The organism is Serinicoccus shuyuelongi, from assembly GCF_045032955.1.
Taxonomy (GTDB): Bacteria; Actinomycetota; Actinomycetes; order Actinomycetales; family Dermatophilaceae; genus Ornithinicoccus.
In genome coordinates, this window is the sequence record NZ_JBJFZU010000010.1 from 86,877 (window position 1) to 102,523 (window position 15,647).

Genomic DNA, 15,647 nt, shown 5'->3' on the forward strand with positions numbered 1-15,647 from the left:
TCACACGGTATGCCGTGTCGCACGCCGACGGTGGCAGGCCACCCGGCACGTCCTCACCGTGTCGGGGGCGCCGCCTACAGTGGCGGGCGTGACACCTCCGGACGAGACCTACCTCGACCTTGCCCTCTCCCGTGCGTCCGTCGACCGGTCGGCCGCGGTCAGGGCCGACGACGACGCCGTGCGGGCCGCCCTGGCGGACCGACGCACCCGGGTGGTGGTCCTGCGGGACGGTGCCACGCCGGTGCGCACCGACGCCGACGGCCTGCACCTGCACCTGCGATCTCCGGTACCGGCCGACGCCGAGGGCGACCCCTGGTTCCTCGGTGTGCGTGACGGGGCCACCTACCTGGCGGTGCAGGAGCAGGACGCGCTGCCCGAGACCGCCCTGCCCGACGGAGCAGGTGCCGGCTGGGCCCGCCTCCGCGAGGTCGGGGCCGACCTGGACGACACCGACGCCGGTCTGCTGACCACCGCCACCGCGCTCGCCGAGTGGCACCGTCGCCACGGCCACTGCCCCCGGTGCGGGCGGGCCACAGAGGTGGTCGAGGCCGGCTGGGTGCGTCGCTGTCCGGAGGACGGCTCCCAGCACCATCCGCGCACCGACCCGGCGGTCATCATGGCCGTCACCGACCCCGACGACCGTCTGCTGCTGGGCACCGGGCTGCCCTGGCCGCAGGGACGGGTCTCCGTGCTGGCCGGGTTCGTCGAGGCGGGGGAGTCGCTGGAGGCGGCCGTCATCCGGGAGGTGGCCGAGGAGGTCGGGGTCGCCGTCACCGACCTGCGGTACCGCGGCAACCAGCCCTGGCCGTTCCCGGCCTCGCTGATGTTCGCCTTCCGGGCGAGCGCGTCGACGACGCGGCTGGTCCTGCAGGAGAGCGAGCTGCGGCACGCCGACTGGTACACCAGGGACGAGCTGGAGCAGGGGGTCGCCGAGGGGAGGCTCACCCTCCCGTCGCGGGTGTCGATCGCGCGCCGGCTCATCGAGGAGTGGTTCGGTGGCCCGCTGCCGGGGGACGGCCAGGTGGCCCCCCGGTGACGGAGGCACCTGACCCCGACGCCCTGCTGGCCGGGCTGGACCCCGAGCAGCGTGAGGTGGCCTCCGCCCCGCTCGGGCCGATGGTGGTGCTCGCCGGGGCCGGCACCGGCAAGACCCGTGCCATCACCCACCGGATCGCTTACGGCGTCGCCAGCGGCGCCTACCCGCCCGGTCGGGTCCTCGCCGTGACCTTCACCTCCCGGGCCGCCGGGGAGATGCGCACCCGGTTGCGGCAGCTCGGCGTCAGCGGCGTGCAGGCACGGACCTTCCACGCCGCGGCACTGCGCCAGCTGCAGTTCTTCTGGCCGCAGGCCGTCGGCGGCCCCCCGCCGACGGTGATCGCGGCGAAGGTCCCCGCGGTGGTGGAGGCCGGGGGACGGCTCCGGCTGCGGCTGGACCGCGCCGCGTTGCGGGACGTGGCCGCCGAGATCGAGTGGTCCAAGGTCTCGATGCTGACCGCCGCCACCTACCCGGCCCGGGCCAGGGCGCTGGGGCGCTCCGTCGCCGACCTGGACCCGAGCGCGATGGGCCGGCTGATCGAGACCTACCACGAGGTCTGCGCGGAGCGGCACGTCATCGACTTCGAGGACGTGCTGCTGCTGACCGTGGGGATGCTCGACCAGCACCCGCAGGTCGCCGCGACCATCCACCAGCAGTACCGGCACTTCGTCGTCGACGAGTACCAGGACGTGAACCCGTTGCAGCAGCACCTGCTCGAGCTGTGGCTGGGCGAGCGGAGCGACCTCTGCGTGGTCGGCGACCCGGCCCAGTCCATCTACTCCTTCACCGGGGCCTCGGCCGACCACCTCCTCGGTGTCACCGCCCGGTACCCGGATGCACGCACCGTGCGGCTGGTGCGCAACTACCGCAGCACCCCCCAGGTGGTCCACCTGGCGAACCTGGTCCTGGGGGCGGCCCCGGGCGCCGGGGGACCCGGCACCACCGCGGGCGCGCCGCTGGTGGCCCAGTCCGAGGACGGACCGGCCCCGGCGCTGGCCGCCTGTGCCGACGACGAGGCCGAGGCCGCCGGCGTGGCGCAGGGGGTGGCGCGGCTGCTGGCCGAGGGCGTGGAGCCGAGCGAGGTCGCGGTGCTCTTCCGCACCAACGGGCAGTCGGAGGTGATCGAGAGCGCGCTGGCCGGTGCCGGGATCCCCTACCTGGTGCGCGGCGGGGAACGGTTCTTCTCGCGGGCCGAGGTCCGCAACGCGGTGGTGCTGCTGCGGGGCGCCGTCCGTTCGGACGACGGGTCCGCGCCGCTGGGGGACCTGACCCGGGACGTGCTCTCCGGCGCCGGGTGGGCCCCTGACCCGCCCGCCGGCGCCGGTGCCGTGCGCGAGCGGTGGGAGAGCCTGCAGGCACTCGCCTCGCTGGCCGACGGCCTGGCTCGCGAGTCACCCCAGGCACGGATGGGCGACCTCGTCGTCGAGCTGGACCGACGCTCCAAGGAGCAGCACGCTCCGACGGTGCAGGGGATCACGCTGGCGTCGCTGCATGCCGCGAAGGGGCTGGAGTGGAAGGCGGTCTTCCTGGTCGGGTGCAGCGAGGGCCTGCTGCCGATCACCCTGGCGGACACCCCCGCGCGGGTCGAGGAGGAGCGTCGGCTGCTGTATGTCGGGATCACCCGGGCGCAGCAGCACCTGTTCCTGAGCTGGGCCGGTGCCCGTAGCCCCGGTGGCCGGCAGAGCCGGTCCGTCTCCCGCTTCCTGGCACCGGCGAGCGCGGTGCTCGGCGGGGAGGCCGTCGAGGCGGGACGCCCGGCCAGGTCGGCCAGGCGGTCGACCCGCTCAGGTCCCCGCCCGCCGCGGACCTGCCGCACCTGCGGTGCCATCCTCACCGGTGCGGCCGAGCGCAAGATGGGGCGCTGCGCGACGTGCCCGGCGACCTATGACGAGGCGGTCTTCGAGCGGCTTCGTGAGTGGCGACGGCACCAGGCCCAGCAGGCCGGGCTGCCCGCCTTCGTCGTCTTCACCGACGCCACCCTCATCGCGATCGCCGAGAGCACCCCGGGGGACCGGGTCGCCCTGCAGCAGATCTCCGGGGTCGGCGCCCGCAAGCTGGAGATGTACGGCGACGCGGTGCTGCAGATCCTGCACCAAGACGGCTGACGACCCCGTCGGTGGGCCCGTCGACGAGGTCGTGAGGAGCACCGTGGAAAAAGTCGTTGCGGCTTCTCGAGGAGTGCGCCTAGAGTGTTCCTCGTCCAGCCCGCGGCTCATGGCCCGGGGTCGAGCGCAGACGAGAGGAGGGTGGAAACGATGAAGACCATGATCGTCACCGGCGGCATCGCCCGTCTCCCGAGGTTCACCACGTCCACCCTCCGTGCCTTCCGCCCCCGTGCGGTCGGCGCGTACGAGGACGCGGTGGCTCCGCGCCCGGCCCTTTTCGAGGTCGGCGCTCCGGGGACCGGCACCGTGCCGTCCTCCGACCCCCTCCCTGGCCTGAGCTCTGCCCGGACACCCTAGAAGGCACCACCTTCCTGTTCCGGCCGCGAGTCCTCGCCAGAGGATCCGCGGCCGTTCTGCTGCCCAGCCGGTGCCTCCGGCGGCACGGTTCGTCCCCGGGTCCCTCCATCTCCGACGACGAGGCGACCGCCATGACGACACCGGCCCAAGACCCGCAGCAGCACCGACATCAGGAAGGATCCGCAGTGCTTCCCGCAGCCGACCGGCAGCACCGACCCGACGACCGGCACGCTCCCCTGGGGCTGGTGCCGCCCAGAGCCGCCCTGCCCTGCCACGAGCACCCCGCCGACCTCTGGTTCGCCGAGCTCCCCGCGGAGGTCGAGCACGCCAAGGAGCTGTGCGGCCCGTGCCCGCTGCGGGAGCAGTGCCTCGCCGGAGCCCTTGAACGCGCCGAGCCCTGGGGAGTCTGGGGAGGTCAGCTCCTGCTGCAGGGCCGGGTGATGGCCCGCAAGCGGCCGCGCGGACGCCCTCGCAAGGACGAGGTGGCCGCCTGAGGGTGGCGACGGTGACGTCGGCGAGGAGGGCTGATCCCGCTCACCCACCTGTCCCCGGCCGGTGCCATGGACAGGTGGGGTGGGTGGGCCAGCGGCGTGTCACCACGTGCGGTGGGGCAGGACCGAGCTCGTGCGCGATCCCCAGGACGCGAGGGACGGGCGCGGCCACGAGCAGGACCACCAGCGCCGTGACGGCCGCGACGACAGGGGCCGTGTGCCGCGGCGGCAGGGGCGCCGTGAGCGGGTCGTCGAGCGCGGCCGCGAGCCCTGGCCAATCCCGGTCGCGGTCGTTGCGGTGCAGGTCGAGGCAGTGCAGGCAGGGTCCGTCCGGCTGCCCGGTCCAGGGCCCCACGACCACACGGCCCGTCTGTGGGAGGACCGGCAGCACCGACCGGCCCAGCAGCGTCGGGTGGCGTGCCGATCCGACGGGGACCAGGTAAGGGCTGACGAGCACCACCGGCGCGCCCTCGTCCCCGGGGCCCAGACGGCGCAGCTCGCCGAGGTCGCGCACCGCGGTGACGTCCGGCGACGCGTGACCCAGCTCATCCGCCACCTGCCCGGTCCCGACCACCGTGAACCGGGTGGTGGTCGGGCCGGGCGGGGGTACCTGGGTGGTCCGCTCCAGCTGCCGCAGCAGCTGGGTCGCGGGGCCCTGCTGGTCCAGGGTGGGATCCCACCCGTCCACGACCCACGCCCCCGGGCCCACACCCACCTGGACGCGACCGTCGGGTCTGCGCAGCCAGGAGGGCCTGCCCGGCCCCGCCCCATCCGTAGGCGTCATGGCCAGACACTGCCACGGGTGGTACCGCGGTGCCCAGGGTTGTCCACAGCGACGCCGCGGGCTCAGGTCCTCGGGTCGTCACCGGCGTCGGTGCCGCCGTGGTCCTCCTCCGCTTCCCGGGTCGAGGACGGACCGGCCTCACCGCGCAGCAGCTGCTCGATGTCCGCGTCGGTGACCGTCAGGTCGACGTCGCCGCCACCGGCCCCGTGCCGTTGCACGTAGCCCAGCGGGTCGTCCAGGTCCGCACCGCTGGGGGCGACGTCGGGGTGTCCCCAGGCCTCGTCCCGTGCGTCGCGCCCGTGCTGCGACTCCAGCGCCGCCCACAGGTTGGCGGCGTCCCGCAGCCGACGGGGTCGCAGCTCCAGCCCGACCAGCGACGCGAACGTCCGCTGCGCCGGGCCGCCTGTGGCCCGGCGCCGACGCACCGCCTCGGACAACGCCTCGGCGTGCGGCAGGTGCGGCTCCACCGCCTGCGCGGCGACGACGTCGACCCACCCCTCGACGAGGGCCAGCAGGGTTTCCAGCCGGGTGAGCGCCGCCTGCTGGGCAGGGCTGGGCTCAGGGGAGAAGAGGCTGTCGCCCAGGGCGTCCTGCAAGGACTCCGGGTCCTGGGGGTCCGCCTGCCGGACGGCCTCCTCGATGCCCTCGGTGTTGATCCGGATGTCCCGCGCGTAGTCCTCCACCGCGGTCAGCAGCTGCGGGCCCAGCCAGGCCACGGCGGCGAAGAGCCGCACCCTGGCCGCCTCACGCACCGCCAGGTAGAGATGGACCTCGCCGCCGTCCACCTCCAGGCCCTCGGCGAAGGCGGCGACGTTGGCCGGCAGGATCGCGACCGACTCGTCGCCCATGATCGGCAGCCCCACCTCGGTGCCGGAGATCACGTCCCCGGCCAGGGTGCCGACAGCCTGTCCGACCTGACCGCCGAACATGCTCGCGGACATCCGGCGGACCATCGGCTCCATCTGCCCCATCATCGCGGCGGGGTTCATCCCGGGCGGCAGCCCGGGGATGGCGGGCGCACCGTCCTCGCCCAGCTGGGAGAGCTGCTGCTGCATGGCCGACGTCATCGCGGCCTGCAGGCCCTCCGCCACCGGTGTCGTCAGGCGCTCCCAGAGCGGGAGCGTCCGCTCCACCCACTCCGCACGGCTGAGGGCGATCCCGCTCCCGTCGGGGCGGGGCATCTCGGTCACCTGGTCGAGCCAGAGAGTGGCGACCTGCACCACCTGGTCGACGTCGCGGCGGGTGGCCTCCGTGATCGAGGAGTCCCCCTCCTGGGCGACGAGCTGCCGGGCGACGTCGTGCGCGAGCTCGGAGTTCACCGGTCCGTCGTCGCCTCCGCCACCTCCCATCAGCATCTCCATCTGGGACCGCATCTGTGCGACCTGGTCGGCATCGATGTCACCCAGCCCCATCGACTCCAGGGCGTCACGCAGCTGGGGTGGGACCGGGCCGCCGAAGATGGCCTCCAGGGGGTCCGGCTCGTCGGGGCGCTCTGCTGGCTCGTGATCGGACACGTGCGGTTCCTCCTCGGGTCAGGTGCTCGACCACCAGCCTGCCACTGCTGGGACGACACCGTGCGCGGTGCCGTCCCGACCGATGGTCCTGCAGTGTCCAACACCGCGCGGCCCGTGGGAGTTCCGCCCGCGAACCTGTTCCTGCGGGGCCGCGGCGCACAGCGGCCTCCCAGCCGGGATCAGGCATGATGGCCGCGTGAGCCAGCACCAGTCGATCGTCGTGGACGTCCGGGACCTCCCGCTGTCCGTGGACGAGGCGCTGCGCGAGGTCCGGCACCCCCGGGCCGGGGCGGTCAGCCTCTTCGTGGGGACCGTGCGCGAGCACGACGAGGGTCGCGAGGGAGTGACCCGCCTGGACTACTCCGCGCACCCCGGGGCCGTCGACCGGGTGCAGGCGCTGGTGGACGAGGTGGCCGGTCGACCCCAGGTGCACGGGGTGTACGCCGTGCACCGGGTGGGCACGCTCGAGGTCGGTGACCTGGCCGTCGTGTGTGCCGTCGCCGCCGAGCACCGAGCCGAGGCCTTCGACGGCTGTCGGCACCTGATCGAGGAGCTCAAGTCCACCGTGCCCATCTGGAAGCGTCAGCAGTTCGAGGCAGGGGAGCACGAGTGGGTGGGTCTGTGAGCGGGCAAGAAGCGGAGCCCACGGCCGCGAGGGCACCCGGCCGCTCGCATTCCGGCCCACCGCATACCCGGGTGGGTCGCCGCGCCACCGTGCTGCTCAGCGTGGTGGCCACCGGTGTGCTCGCCGGCTCGCTGCTGAACCTGGTGGAGGTGGACAGGGTGGTCTACGTGCCCGGTCCGGTCTACGACACCCTGGGCGAGATCAACGGCACCAGCGTGGTCAGCGTCGACGAGCAGCTCGAGAACTTCGACACCGACGGACACCTCTTCTTCACCACCATCCGGCTGCGGGGCGGCCCGGGGGACCCGTTGAGCGCCTGGGAGTGGCTGCGCGCCGAGCTGGACGGCTCCGCCACCGTGGTGCCGCGCGAGGACGTCTTCCCCGACGACGTGACCGCCGACCAGGTGCGGGAGCAGAACACCGAGCTGATGCTGCACTCGCAGGACGACGCCGCGGTGGTGGCGCTGCGCGCCACCGGCCTGGAGATCGAGGAGCAGGTGGTGGTGGCCCAGGTCATCGTCGACGCCCCGGCCGACGGGGTGCTGCGCGTCGAGGACCAGATCCTCCGGGTGGCCGGGCAGGACGTCACCGACGCGGAGGCGGTGCGGGAGCAGATCCAGGAGGTCACGCCCGGCACGAGCGTGCCGATGACCCTGGTGCGTGACGGTGAGGAGGTGACCCTCGAGGTCCCCACCGTCGAGGACGAGGAGACCGGACGCACCATCGTCGGGGTCTACCTGGCCCCGGTGTACGACAACCCCTACGAGGTCACCATCGACGCCGGGAACGTCGGCGGGCCGAGCGCCGGGCTGATGTTCTCGCTCGCGGTCTACGACGAGATCACCCCCGGGGCGATGACCGAGGGCCTGTCCGTCGCCGGCACGGGCACTATCACCGGCAATGGTGACGTCGGCGGGATCGGCGGGATCACCCAGAAGATGTATGCCGCCCGGGAGGCCGACGCCGCCCTGTTCCTCGCGCCGGCCAGCAACTGCACGGAGGTGGCCGGTGCCGAGCCGGACGGGCTGACGGTGGTGCCGGTGGCGACCTTCGACGAGGCCGTGCAGACGGTGGAGACCCTCACCGCGGACCCGGACGCCGATCCGGCGGAGCTGGACCTGCGCACCTGCGCCGAGGTCCTCGCGGAGGGGAACGGCTGACGCTACCGGGCGTCGTCCACCAGGGTCATCGCCAGCGCGTGCGTCAGCCCCGGTGCGAGGTCCTCGCCGACCGCGACCGCGTCGTCGGAGTCGTGGTCGCGCTGGCGCAGCAGGCAGGTCCGGGTGCCGTCGCGCAGGCAGGCGGCCAGCAGCCGCACGTCCTTGCGCGCGGGGTGCGCCATCAGGGTGTCGGTGGCCTCCTGACGGTCGGTGGGAAGGTCGCGCTCCGCCTCCGGCGGGACCACGATCCGCTCGATGGCCAACGCCACGCCTTCCACGTCCTCCGGCCAGGCGATCCGACCGAGCAGCGACTCCAGGTCGGTGGTCGGGGGGAGACGCTCCTGCTCGACGGCGGTGAAGCCGTCGTCCTCCGGGGCGGTGAGCTGCTCGGCCAGCGCCGGCTCGCGGTCGCGCAGCAGTCCGGTGCGGACGAGGGCGAAGAGTCGCGGCGGCTGGTCCCACCCCCCGCGGGCGACGTGCTGCTCGGTGTCGACGGCAGCCCGCAGCAGCGGGCCGGGGCCGGGGGTGTCGGCGGAGGACGGGGTGGTGTCGATCGGTGGCACCCCCACATGGTCGCACCGGACGCGCGTCCGCGACGACCCTGGCCGCCGGTTAGGCTGGAGCGGTGAGTGACGGCGATCCCAAGAACGGCCCTGGTCCGGACGAGTCCTCCAGCGGTATGCCCGGCCAGCGGCCGACTCCCGGGTCGGGAGGCGCCGGATCCGGTGGGCCGTCCTCGGTCGGCGGGCCCGGACGGGGCCCGGGCGGTGGCGGTCCGGGGGGCTCGGGTCCGTCCCGGCCGGGACGGGGCCGCACCGGTGGCATGCCGCGCGGGCGGCTCATCCCGACCGTCCTCATCGTCGTCGCCGTGGTGGCCCTGGTGGGCTGGGGAGCCACCCTGTGGACCGACGTGCTGTGGTACGAGTCGCTCGGCTTCCGTCAGGTGCTCGTCACCCGGCTGCTGACCCAGGTCGGCCTCTTCGTGGTCGCCGGTGCGCTGACCGGCGGCATCGTCTGGTCCGGGCTCTGGCTGGCCTGGCGGCACCGGCCGATCTACGCGCCCTCCACGCCGGAGCAGGCGGCGCTGGACCGGTACCGCAGCGCGCTGGACCCGGTCCGCCGGCTCGTCTTCGTCGCGGTCCCTGCGGTGCTCGGTCTCTTCGCCGGCACGGCCGCCGCCGCCCAGTGGCAGACCGTGCTGCTCTTCATCAACCGGCAGCCCTTCGGCGAGGTCGACCCTGAGTTCGGGATGGACGTCGGGTTCTTCGTCTTCAGCCTGCCCTTCTGGCAGATGGTCGTGTCCTTCGGCACGCTGGTGCTCGGACTCAGCCTGATCGGGGCGCTGCTGACCCACTACATCTACGGCGGCGTCCAGCTGCAGCCGACCTCCCGGGGCCAGCGCACCACGAACGCGGCCCGGATCCACCTGGCGGTGCTGCTCGGGCTGATCCTCGTCGTCCGCGCCGGCGGCTACTGGATCGAGCGGTTCTCCCTCTCGATGACCCAGCACGCGCGCATCACGGGTATGACCTACACCGACGCCACCGCGCTGCTGCCCACCCGCAGCATCCTGGCGGTGGCCGCGCTGCTGTGCGCCGCCTTCTTCATCGCCACCATCTGGACCAAGGCGTGGCGGCTGCCCGTCATCGGGCTGGCCGGACTGCTGGTGGTCGCGCTGGTGCTGGGCGGGGCATACCCCTCGCTGGTGCAGCAGTTCCGGGTGAACCCCTCGGAGGCCCAGCTGGAGGCTCCCTACATCCAGCGGGCGATCGACTCGACCCTCAGCGCCTACGGCCTCGAGGACATCGAGATGACCGACTACAACGCGGTGACCGAGGCCGAGCCGGGCCAGCTGCGCAGCGACGCTGACACCATCCCCGGCATCCGGATCGTGGACCCCTCGGTCGTCTCGCCGACGTTCCGGCAGCTGCAGGGTGTGCGCAACTACTACCAGTTCCCGGAGGCGCTCGACGTCGACCGCTACGAGGTCGACGGCGAGCTGGTCGACACCGTGATCGCGGTCCGCGAGCTCAACCTGGACGGCATCTCCGCGGACCAGCGCAACTGGGTGAACGACCACACGGTCTACACCCACGGGTTCGGGGTGGTGGCCAGCTACGGCAACCGTCGCTCCACCGAGGGCGAGCCGATCCTCTTCGAGCAGAACATCCCGCCGGTGGGTGCCTTGGGTGACTACGAGCCGCGAATCTACTTCGGTGAGTCCTCACCCGACTACTCGATCGTCGGCGCCCCGGAGGGCCAGGACGACCGGGAGCTCGACTACCCCGTCAGCGGCCAGGAGACCGGTGAGATCCGCAACACCTACAGCGGCGGCGGCGGGGTCGCGATGGGCACCTTCGTGCGCCGGGCGGCCTACGCGATCAAGCACCGGCAGATCGAGATCATGCTCTCGGACTCGGTGAACGAGGAGTCGCGGATGCTGGATCACCGCGAGCCCCGTGACCGGGTCGAGCGGGTGGCCCCGTGGCTGCGTCTGGACGGCAACCCCTATCCGGCGGTCGTCGACGGGCGGGTGAAGTGGATCGTGGACGGGTACACCGTCAGCGACCGCTACCCCTACAGCCAGATGGAGGAGCTGGGCGAGGTCACCGTCGACTCGCTGCAGAGCGCCGCCAACATCGAGGGGATCGGCCCCGGTCAGGTCAACTACATCCGCAACTCGGTCAAGGCCACCGTGGACGCCTACGACGGCAGCGTCGACCTGTACGCCTGGGACGAGGAGGACCCCCTGCTCAAGGCCTGGTCCTCGGCCTTCGACAACTCGGTGCAGCCGCTGTCCGCGATCGACGGTGAGCTGATGTCGCACCTGCGTTACCCCGAGGACCTGTTCAAGGTGCAGCGCGAGGTGCTCTCCCGCTACCACGTGGACGACGCGGGCTCGTTCTTCACCGGCCAGGACTTCTGGGCGGTCTCCGAGGACCCCAGTGTGGAAGGTGACAACCAGCCGGACATGCCGCCGCACTACCTGTCGGTGACGATGCCCGGGCAGGAGGAGCCGACGTTCAGCCTGACCACGACCTACATCCCGCGGGGCAACGAGCGGCAGAACCTCACTGGCTACATGGCCGTGGACGCGGATGCCGGCACCACCGCCGGGGAACGGCGGGACGGCTACGGCCAGATGCGCATGCTGGTGCTGCCCCGGGACACCACGGTGCGCGGACCCGGGCAGTTCCAGAACGACATCAACTCCTCGGACGCCAACTCCGACGCCTTCGGGCAGACGTTGTCCCAGTTCCTCAACCTGAACCGGAGCAGCGAGTCCTCCGAGGTGCTGCTGGGCAACCTGCTCACCCTCCCGGTCGGTGGTGGGCTGCTCTACGTGGAGCCGGTCTACGTGCAGGCGCAGGGCGGCAACGCCTACCCGCTGCAGCGGATCGTCGTCGTCGCCTTCGGCAACGACCTCGCCTGGTCGGACACCCTGGACGGCGCGCTCGACGAGCTCTTCGGCGGGGACTCCGGGGCCACCGCGGGTGACGCCGGGGACTCCGGACCGGTGGACGAGGACGGCGAGGTCATCGACCCGATCCCGGGCGAGGGTGACGAGGGTTCCGGCGAGGGCGAGACCCCGGAGGAGCCGGCCGAGCCGGTCGACCCCGACGGTGACCTCGCGCAGGCCCTGGCCGACGTCGAGGCCGCCTACGAGGAGGGCCAGGAGGCCCTGGCGGACAGCGACTGGGTCGCCTACGGCGAGGCCCAGGAGCGGCTGCAGGAGGCGATCGCGCGGGCGATCGAGGCCAGCCCCGAGGGTGGCTCGGTCAGCATCGAGGACGGGGGCGGCGCCGACGACGCCGCCCAGACGGAGGCGCCCTGACCGGGGCGCCCCGTCGGGGCTGGTCCGTGCCGGCCCTGTCGGCCCCCGATTTTGCCTCGGCGTCGCGATGACGTAACGTAGGAATCGCAACGACGCGGGGTGGAGCAGTTCGGTAGCTCGCCGGGCTCATAACCCGGAGGTCGTAGGTTCAAATCCTACCCCCGCTACGCAGCGCGTCGAACGCGGTCGAGAGGCCCGGACCAGTGGTCCGGGCCTCTCGCACGTCCGCCCCGGATGGGACGTAGGGTGTTCGTCCTATGCCCCCCACCTTCCCCGTCACCAGCACCACCCTGGACAACGGACTCCGGGTGGTGGTGAGCGAGGACCACGCCGTCCCCAGCGTCTCGCTGAGCCTCTGGGTGGACGTCGGCTCCCGCCACGAGCAGCCCGGGCGCACCGGGCTGGCGCACCTCTTCGAGCACCTGATGTTCGAGGGCAGCGAGCTGGTGGGGGAGGGCGAGCACATGAGCACCCTGATGGCGCACGGCGGGCGGGCGAACGCGACCACCAGCTTCGACCGCACCGCCTACGTCGAGTCGGTGCCGAGCAACGCCCTGGAGCTGGCGCTGTGGCTGGAGGCGGACCGGCAGGGGCACCTGCTGAGCGCGCTGACGCAGGAGAACCTGGACGTCCAGCGGGACGTCGTGGTCGAGGAGAAGCACCAGCGCTACGACACCGCCCCCTACGGCACCGCGCTGGCCCAGGTCTGCGAGCTGGTCCTGCCCGAGGGGCACCCCTACCGGCACCCGACGATCGGGTCGATGGAGGACCTGGCCGCGGCCAGCCTGCAGGACACCCACGACTTCTACCGGGCGCACTACGGCCCCGCAACCAGCGTGCTGACCCTGGTGGGCGACGTCACCCCGGAGACCGGCGTGGCCCTCGCCGAGCGTTACCTGGGCCACCTGGAGGGCGAGACGCTGCCGCGCCCGGCGCCGACGCCGCCGCTGGGGCCGTTGCCCGCACCGGTGCGCCGCGAGCTGGTCGAGGACGTGCCCTCCGAACGTCTCTACCTGGGCTTCCGGCTGCCTGCGGTCACGGACCCGCAGTTCCTCGCCTGCGCCCTGGCCCTGGACGCGCTCGGCGCACTGTCGGTGTCCCGGCTGCACCACCGTCTGCTGCGGCGCGAGGAGAGCGTCAGCGGATGCTCGGCGGTCGCCCTCGGGCTGCGCGACGGGGTCTCCGTCGGTCTGCTCGTCCTGGACGTCAGCGACGGGGTCGAGCCCGGTGCGGTCGAGGAGCAGGTGGGGACGGTGCTGCGCGAGTTCGCCGAGGACGGACCGACCGCCGGGGAGCTGGAGGCCTCCCGCGCGGACACCGAGCGGTCCTGGCTGGAGGCGATGGCCGGGTACGACGAGCGGGCCGAGCTGCTCAGCCGCGCCAGCCTGGTCTTCGGGGACCCGCAGCAGGTGAACCAGCACCTCGGCGAGGTGATGGCGGTGACCGCGGAGCAGGTGCGCCGTGCCGCCGCGCGCTGGGTCGTGCCCGAAGCGATCGGCACCCTGGTCTACCGCCGTCCGGAGCAGGTATGAGCGGCGCCGAGCGGGTGCTGACCCGCCCCACCGTCGGAGCGCCGGTGCCGTGGGCTTTCCCCGAACCGGCCACCAGCATCCTCCCGAACGGGCTGCGCCTGCTCCTGGTGCACCAGCCCGGCCAGCACGTGCTGTCCCTGCGGATGACGCTGCCGGCGCCGGTGTCGCACGAAGAGCCGGGGACCGAGGGGTCCACGCTGCTGATGGTGCAGAGCCTGGACGAGGGCACGGACCGGCACACCGCCGACGAGCTCGCCGAACTGAGCGAACGGCACGGGATCGCGCTCGGCGGCGGCGCGGGGGAGCGGGGCGTGCACCTGGGCGTGGAGGTGACCGCACGGCACCTGCCGGTGGCGCTGGAGCTGGTCGGCGAGTGCCTGACTGCCCCTACCTTCCCTGGCCCGGAGGTGGCCCGCCTGGCGCGGCACCGGATGGCCGACATCGCGCACGAGCGGGCCGACCCCGGCTCCCGTGCCTCAGCCGAGCTGCGGGGCGCCTACTTCGACCCGCGGGACCGGCCGCACCGACCCCTCGGCGGCACCCCGGAGAGCGTCGGCTCGCTCACCCCCGACGTGCTGCGCGCCCGGCACGCCGCCCTGGGGCCGACGGGCGGGGCCGTCGTGCTGGCCGGTGACCTCTCCACCGTGGACGGCCCGGAGCAGCTGCTGGCCCGCACGCTGGGCGCCTGGAGCGCCGGGGCGCCGCAGGCCCCGACCCCTCCCGGGCCGGCGCGACGGGCCGACGACGCCGCCCGGCTGGTGCTGGTCCGCCGACCGGGCCTGGCCCAGACCGAGCTGGCTCTGGCTCGGCCTGGGCCGGACCGGCGCACCGCGCACGGCTGGGGCACCTACCAGGCCCTCAGCCTGCTGCTGGGCGGGTCACCGCACGCACGGCTGGACCGCGTGCTCCGGGAGGAGCGCGGCTACACCTACGGAATGCGGCTGGGCTTCCGGCCCCGCTCGGTCGGCGGCCAGTGCGTGGTGGGTGGGTCGGTGCGCAGCGACGCGACCCTGCCCGCGACGGAGCAGCTGCTGAGCATCCTGGACGTCGCCGGCGCCGAGCTGACCACCCGGGAGGTGCGCGAGGCGGCGGACTTCACCGCGATGACCGCTCCCGGCCGCTACCTGACCGCCGACGCGGTCGCGGACGAGATCGTCTCCCTGGTGGGTGACGGGCTGGAGCCGGGCACCGTCACCCGGACCCTGGCACAGCTGCACGACCTGACCCGGGACCAGGCAGCGGCGGCCTGGGACGAGGTGCGTCGGGGTCCGGGCTGGACGGTGGTCGCGGTAGGCGACCCGGAGCAGATCGACGCCCTGGCCGACCTCGGGCTCGGTCCGGTCCGGGTGGTGGAGGGCTGAGCCACCCCGTCGGCACTCAGCCCTGGGGGCCCTCGCCCGGGGCGAGCACACCGAGCAGCTGGTCGTGCAGCCGGCCGTTGGAGGAGATGACCGGGTGGCCCCCCGCCCGCACGCCCAGCGGCCGGGCCGCGTCGGCACCCGAAGGATCGGTGACCTGCCCCCCCGCCTCGCGCACCAGCGGCGCGAGAGTGGCCATCTGGACCGGGTCGCCCCAGGCACCCAGGCCGGCGTCCACGGCGCCCTCGGCGACCAGTGTGTGGCTCCAGAACTCACCGTAGGCGCGGGTACGCCATACCCGGTCGGTCAGGTCGCGGAAGCCGTCGCCGTGCGGCCCGTGCACCCAGGCGGCGACGTCGTCCGCGGACAGCGACGCGTGCTCCAGCACCGAGGTCTGAGAGACGCCGACGCGGCGCGCCCGGGTCAGGTTCCGGCCGGTCCAGGTGCCCGAACCCACCCCGGCCCACCACCGGCGGTTCAGGGTGGGGGCGGCCACCAGGCCGAGCACCGGCTGGTCCTCGATGACGAGCGAGATCAGGGTGGCCCACACGGGCACCCCGCGGACGTAGTTGGCGGTCCCGTCGATCGGGTCCAGCACCCAGCGACGGTCACCGTGGCCGGTCGCCTCCAGGGTGCGGCCCTCCACCCGGTCCCGGGGACGGGTCCGCTGCAGCTGGTGCCGCAGCAGCTCCTCCAGCCGGGTGGCGGCCGAGGTGGTCAGCGCGCCGTCCGGACCCACCTGGACCTCCAGGTCCAGGGATCCGAAGAGCTCCAGCGCGGTGCGCTCGACCGCGTCCGCGAGGACGTGGGCGAGGCGCAGGTCGTCGTCGTAGCCGGGCACGCCCTCACG

General features: G+C 73.5%; 12 protein-coding genes and 1 tRNA gene. 9 read left to right on the forward strand and 4 right to left on the reverse strand.

Going from position 1 to position 15,647, the window contains the following annotated elements:
* Nucleotides 1–88: 88 nt before the first annotated feature.
* The 3 genes from nudC (at nt 89) to ACI3EY_RS12270 (ending at nt 3,992) form a co-directional block, all read left to right on the forward strand.
* The gene (nudC, locus tag ACI3EY_RS12260) at nt 89–1,036 is read left to right on the forward strand and encodes an NAD(+) diphosphatase (RefSeq protein ID WP_405038340.1); all 948 of its coding nucleotides are present in this window, start codon (nt 89–91) and stop codon (nt 1,034–1,036) included.
* Complete coding sequence (locus ACI3EY_RS12265; RefSeq protein ID WP_405040560.1) at nt 1,033–3,141, forward strand: ATP-dependent DNA helicase UvrD2; 2,109 nt, start codon at nt 1,033–1,035, stop codon at nt 3,139–3,141. The genes nudC and ACI3EY_RS12265 overlap by 4 nt, the downstream gene beginning before the upstream one ends.
* 542 nt (nt 3,142–3,683) lie before the next feature.
* Nucleotides 3,684–3,992, forward strand: a complete 309-nt coding sequence (locus ACI3EY_RS12270; RefSeq protein ID WP_405040561.1) for a WhiB family transcriptional regulator — start codon at nt 3,684–3,686, stop codon at nt 3,990–3,992.
* A gap of 40 nt (nt 3,993–4,032) precedes the next feature.
* On the opposite strand, the gene ACI3EY_RS12275 is transcribed toward ACI3EY_RS12270, so the two are convergent.
* Both ACI3EY_RS12275 and ACI3EY_RS12280 read right to left on the reverse strand, forming a co-directional pair.
* Entirely contained in the window at nt 4,033–4,773 is a 741-nt protein-coding gene (locus ACI3EY_RS12275; protein WP_405040562.1) for a hypothetical protein, read from the reverse strand.
* Nucleotides 4,774–4,835: 62 nt separating this feature from the next.
* The gene (locus ACI3EY_RS12280) at nt 4,836–6,287 is read right to left on the reverse strand and encodes a zinc-dependent metalloprotease (RefSeq protein WP_405040563.1); all 1,452 of its coding nucleotides are present in this window, start codon (nt 6,285–6,287) and stop codon (nt 4,836–4,838) included.
* A 196-nt stretch (nt 6,288–6,483) separates the two neighbouring features.
* Here ACI3EY_RS12280 and ACI3EY_RS12285 point away from each other — a divergent pair, with 196 nt between their 5' ends.
* Together ACI3EY_RS12285 and ACI3EY_RS12290 are read left to right on the forward strand one after the other, a co-directional pair.
* Nucleotides 6,484–6,912 (forward strand): molybdenum cofactor biosynthesis protein MoaE, encoded by a 429-nt coding sequence (locus ACI3EY_RS12285; protein WP_405040564.1) that lies wholly within the window; start codon nt 6,484–6,486, stop codon nt 6,910–6,912.
* Complete coding sequence (locus ACI3EY_RS12290) at nt 6,909–8,072, forward strand: YlbL family protein (protein ID WP_405038333.1); 1,164 nt, start codon at nt 6,909–6,911, stop codon at nt 8,070–8,072. Before ACI3EY_RS12285 ends, ACI3EY_RS12290 begins: the two co-directional genes overlap by 4 nt.
* 2 nt (nt 8,073–8,074) lie before the next feature.
* Here ACI3EY_RS12290 and ACI3EY_RS12295 read toward each other — a convergent pair whose 3' ends face one another.
* Entirely contained in the window at nt 8,075–8,641 is a 567-nt protein-coding gene (locus ACI3EY_RS12295; protein ID WP_405038332.1) for a PPA1309 family protein, read from the reverse strand.
* A 56-nt stretch (nt 8,642–8,697) separates the two neighbouring features.
* Between ACI3EY_RS12295 and ACI3EY_RS12300 the strand changes: the two genes are divergently transcribed.
* The 4 genes from ACI3EY_RS12300 to ACI3EY_RS12315 all read left to right on the forward strand — a co-directional run bounded on the left by ACI3EY_RS12300 (nt 8,698) and on the right by ACI3EY_RS12315 (nt 14,800).
* The gene (locus ACI3EY_RS12300) at nt 8,698–11,907 is read left to right on the forward strand and encodes a UPF0182 family membrane protein (RefSeq protein WP_405040565.1); all 3,210 of its coding nucleotides are present in this window, start codon (nt 8,698–8,700) and stop codon (nt 11,905–11,907) included.
* Between the two features lie 93 nt (nt 11,908–12,000).
* Nucleotides 12,001–12,074: transfer RNA gene (locus ACI3EY_RS12305), tRNA-Met, on the forward strand.
* A gap of 90 nt (nt 12,075–12,164) precedes the next feature.
* Nucleotides 12,165–13,439 carry a M16 family metallopeptidase gene (locus tag ACI3EY_RS12310; RefSeq protein WP_405038330.1) on the forward strand — a complete coding sequence of 425 codons (1,275 nt, stop codon included), beginning with the start codon at nt 12,165–12,167 and terminating at the stop codon, nt 13,437–13,439.
* A complete protein-coding gene (locus ACI3EY_RS12315) occupies nt 13,436–14,800 on the forward strand; it encodes a M16 family metallopeptidase (protein WP_405038329.1) in 1,365 nt (454 codons plus the stop codon). Before ACI3EY_RS12310 ends, ACI3EY_RS12315 begins: the two co-directional genes overlap by 4 nt.
* Nucleotides 14,801–14,816: 16 nt before the next feature.
* Here ACI3EY_RS12315 and ACI3EY_RS12320 read toward each other — a convergent pair whose 3' ends face one another.
* A complete protein-coding gene (locus ACI3EY_RS12320) occupies nt 14,817–15,638 on the reverse strand; it encodes an inositol monophosphatase family protein (protein WP_405038328.1) in 822 nt (273 codons plus the stop codon).
* Nucleotides 15,639–15,647: the final 9 nt, after the last annotated feature.

Coding starts and splice junctions, on each gene's coding strand:
- ACI3EY_RS12275 (WP_405040562.1), bottom strand. CDS start 4,773: ATGACGCCTACGGATGGGGCGGGGCCGGGCAGGCCCTCCTGGCTGCGC.
- ACI3EY_RS12310 (WP_405038330.1), top strand. CDS start 12,165: ATGCCCCCCACCTTCCCCGTCACCAGCACCACCCTGGACAACGGACTC.
- ACI3EY_RS12315 (WP_405038329.1), top strand. CDS start 13,436: ATGAGCGGCGCCGAGCGGGTGCTGACCCGCCCCACCGTCGGAGCGCCG.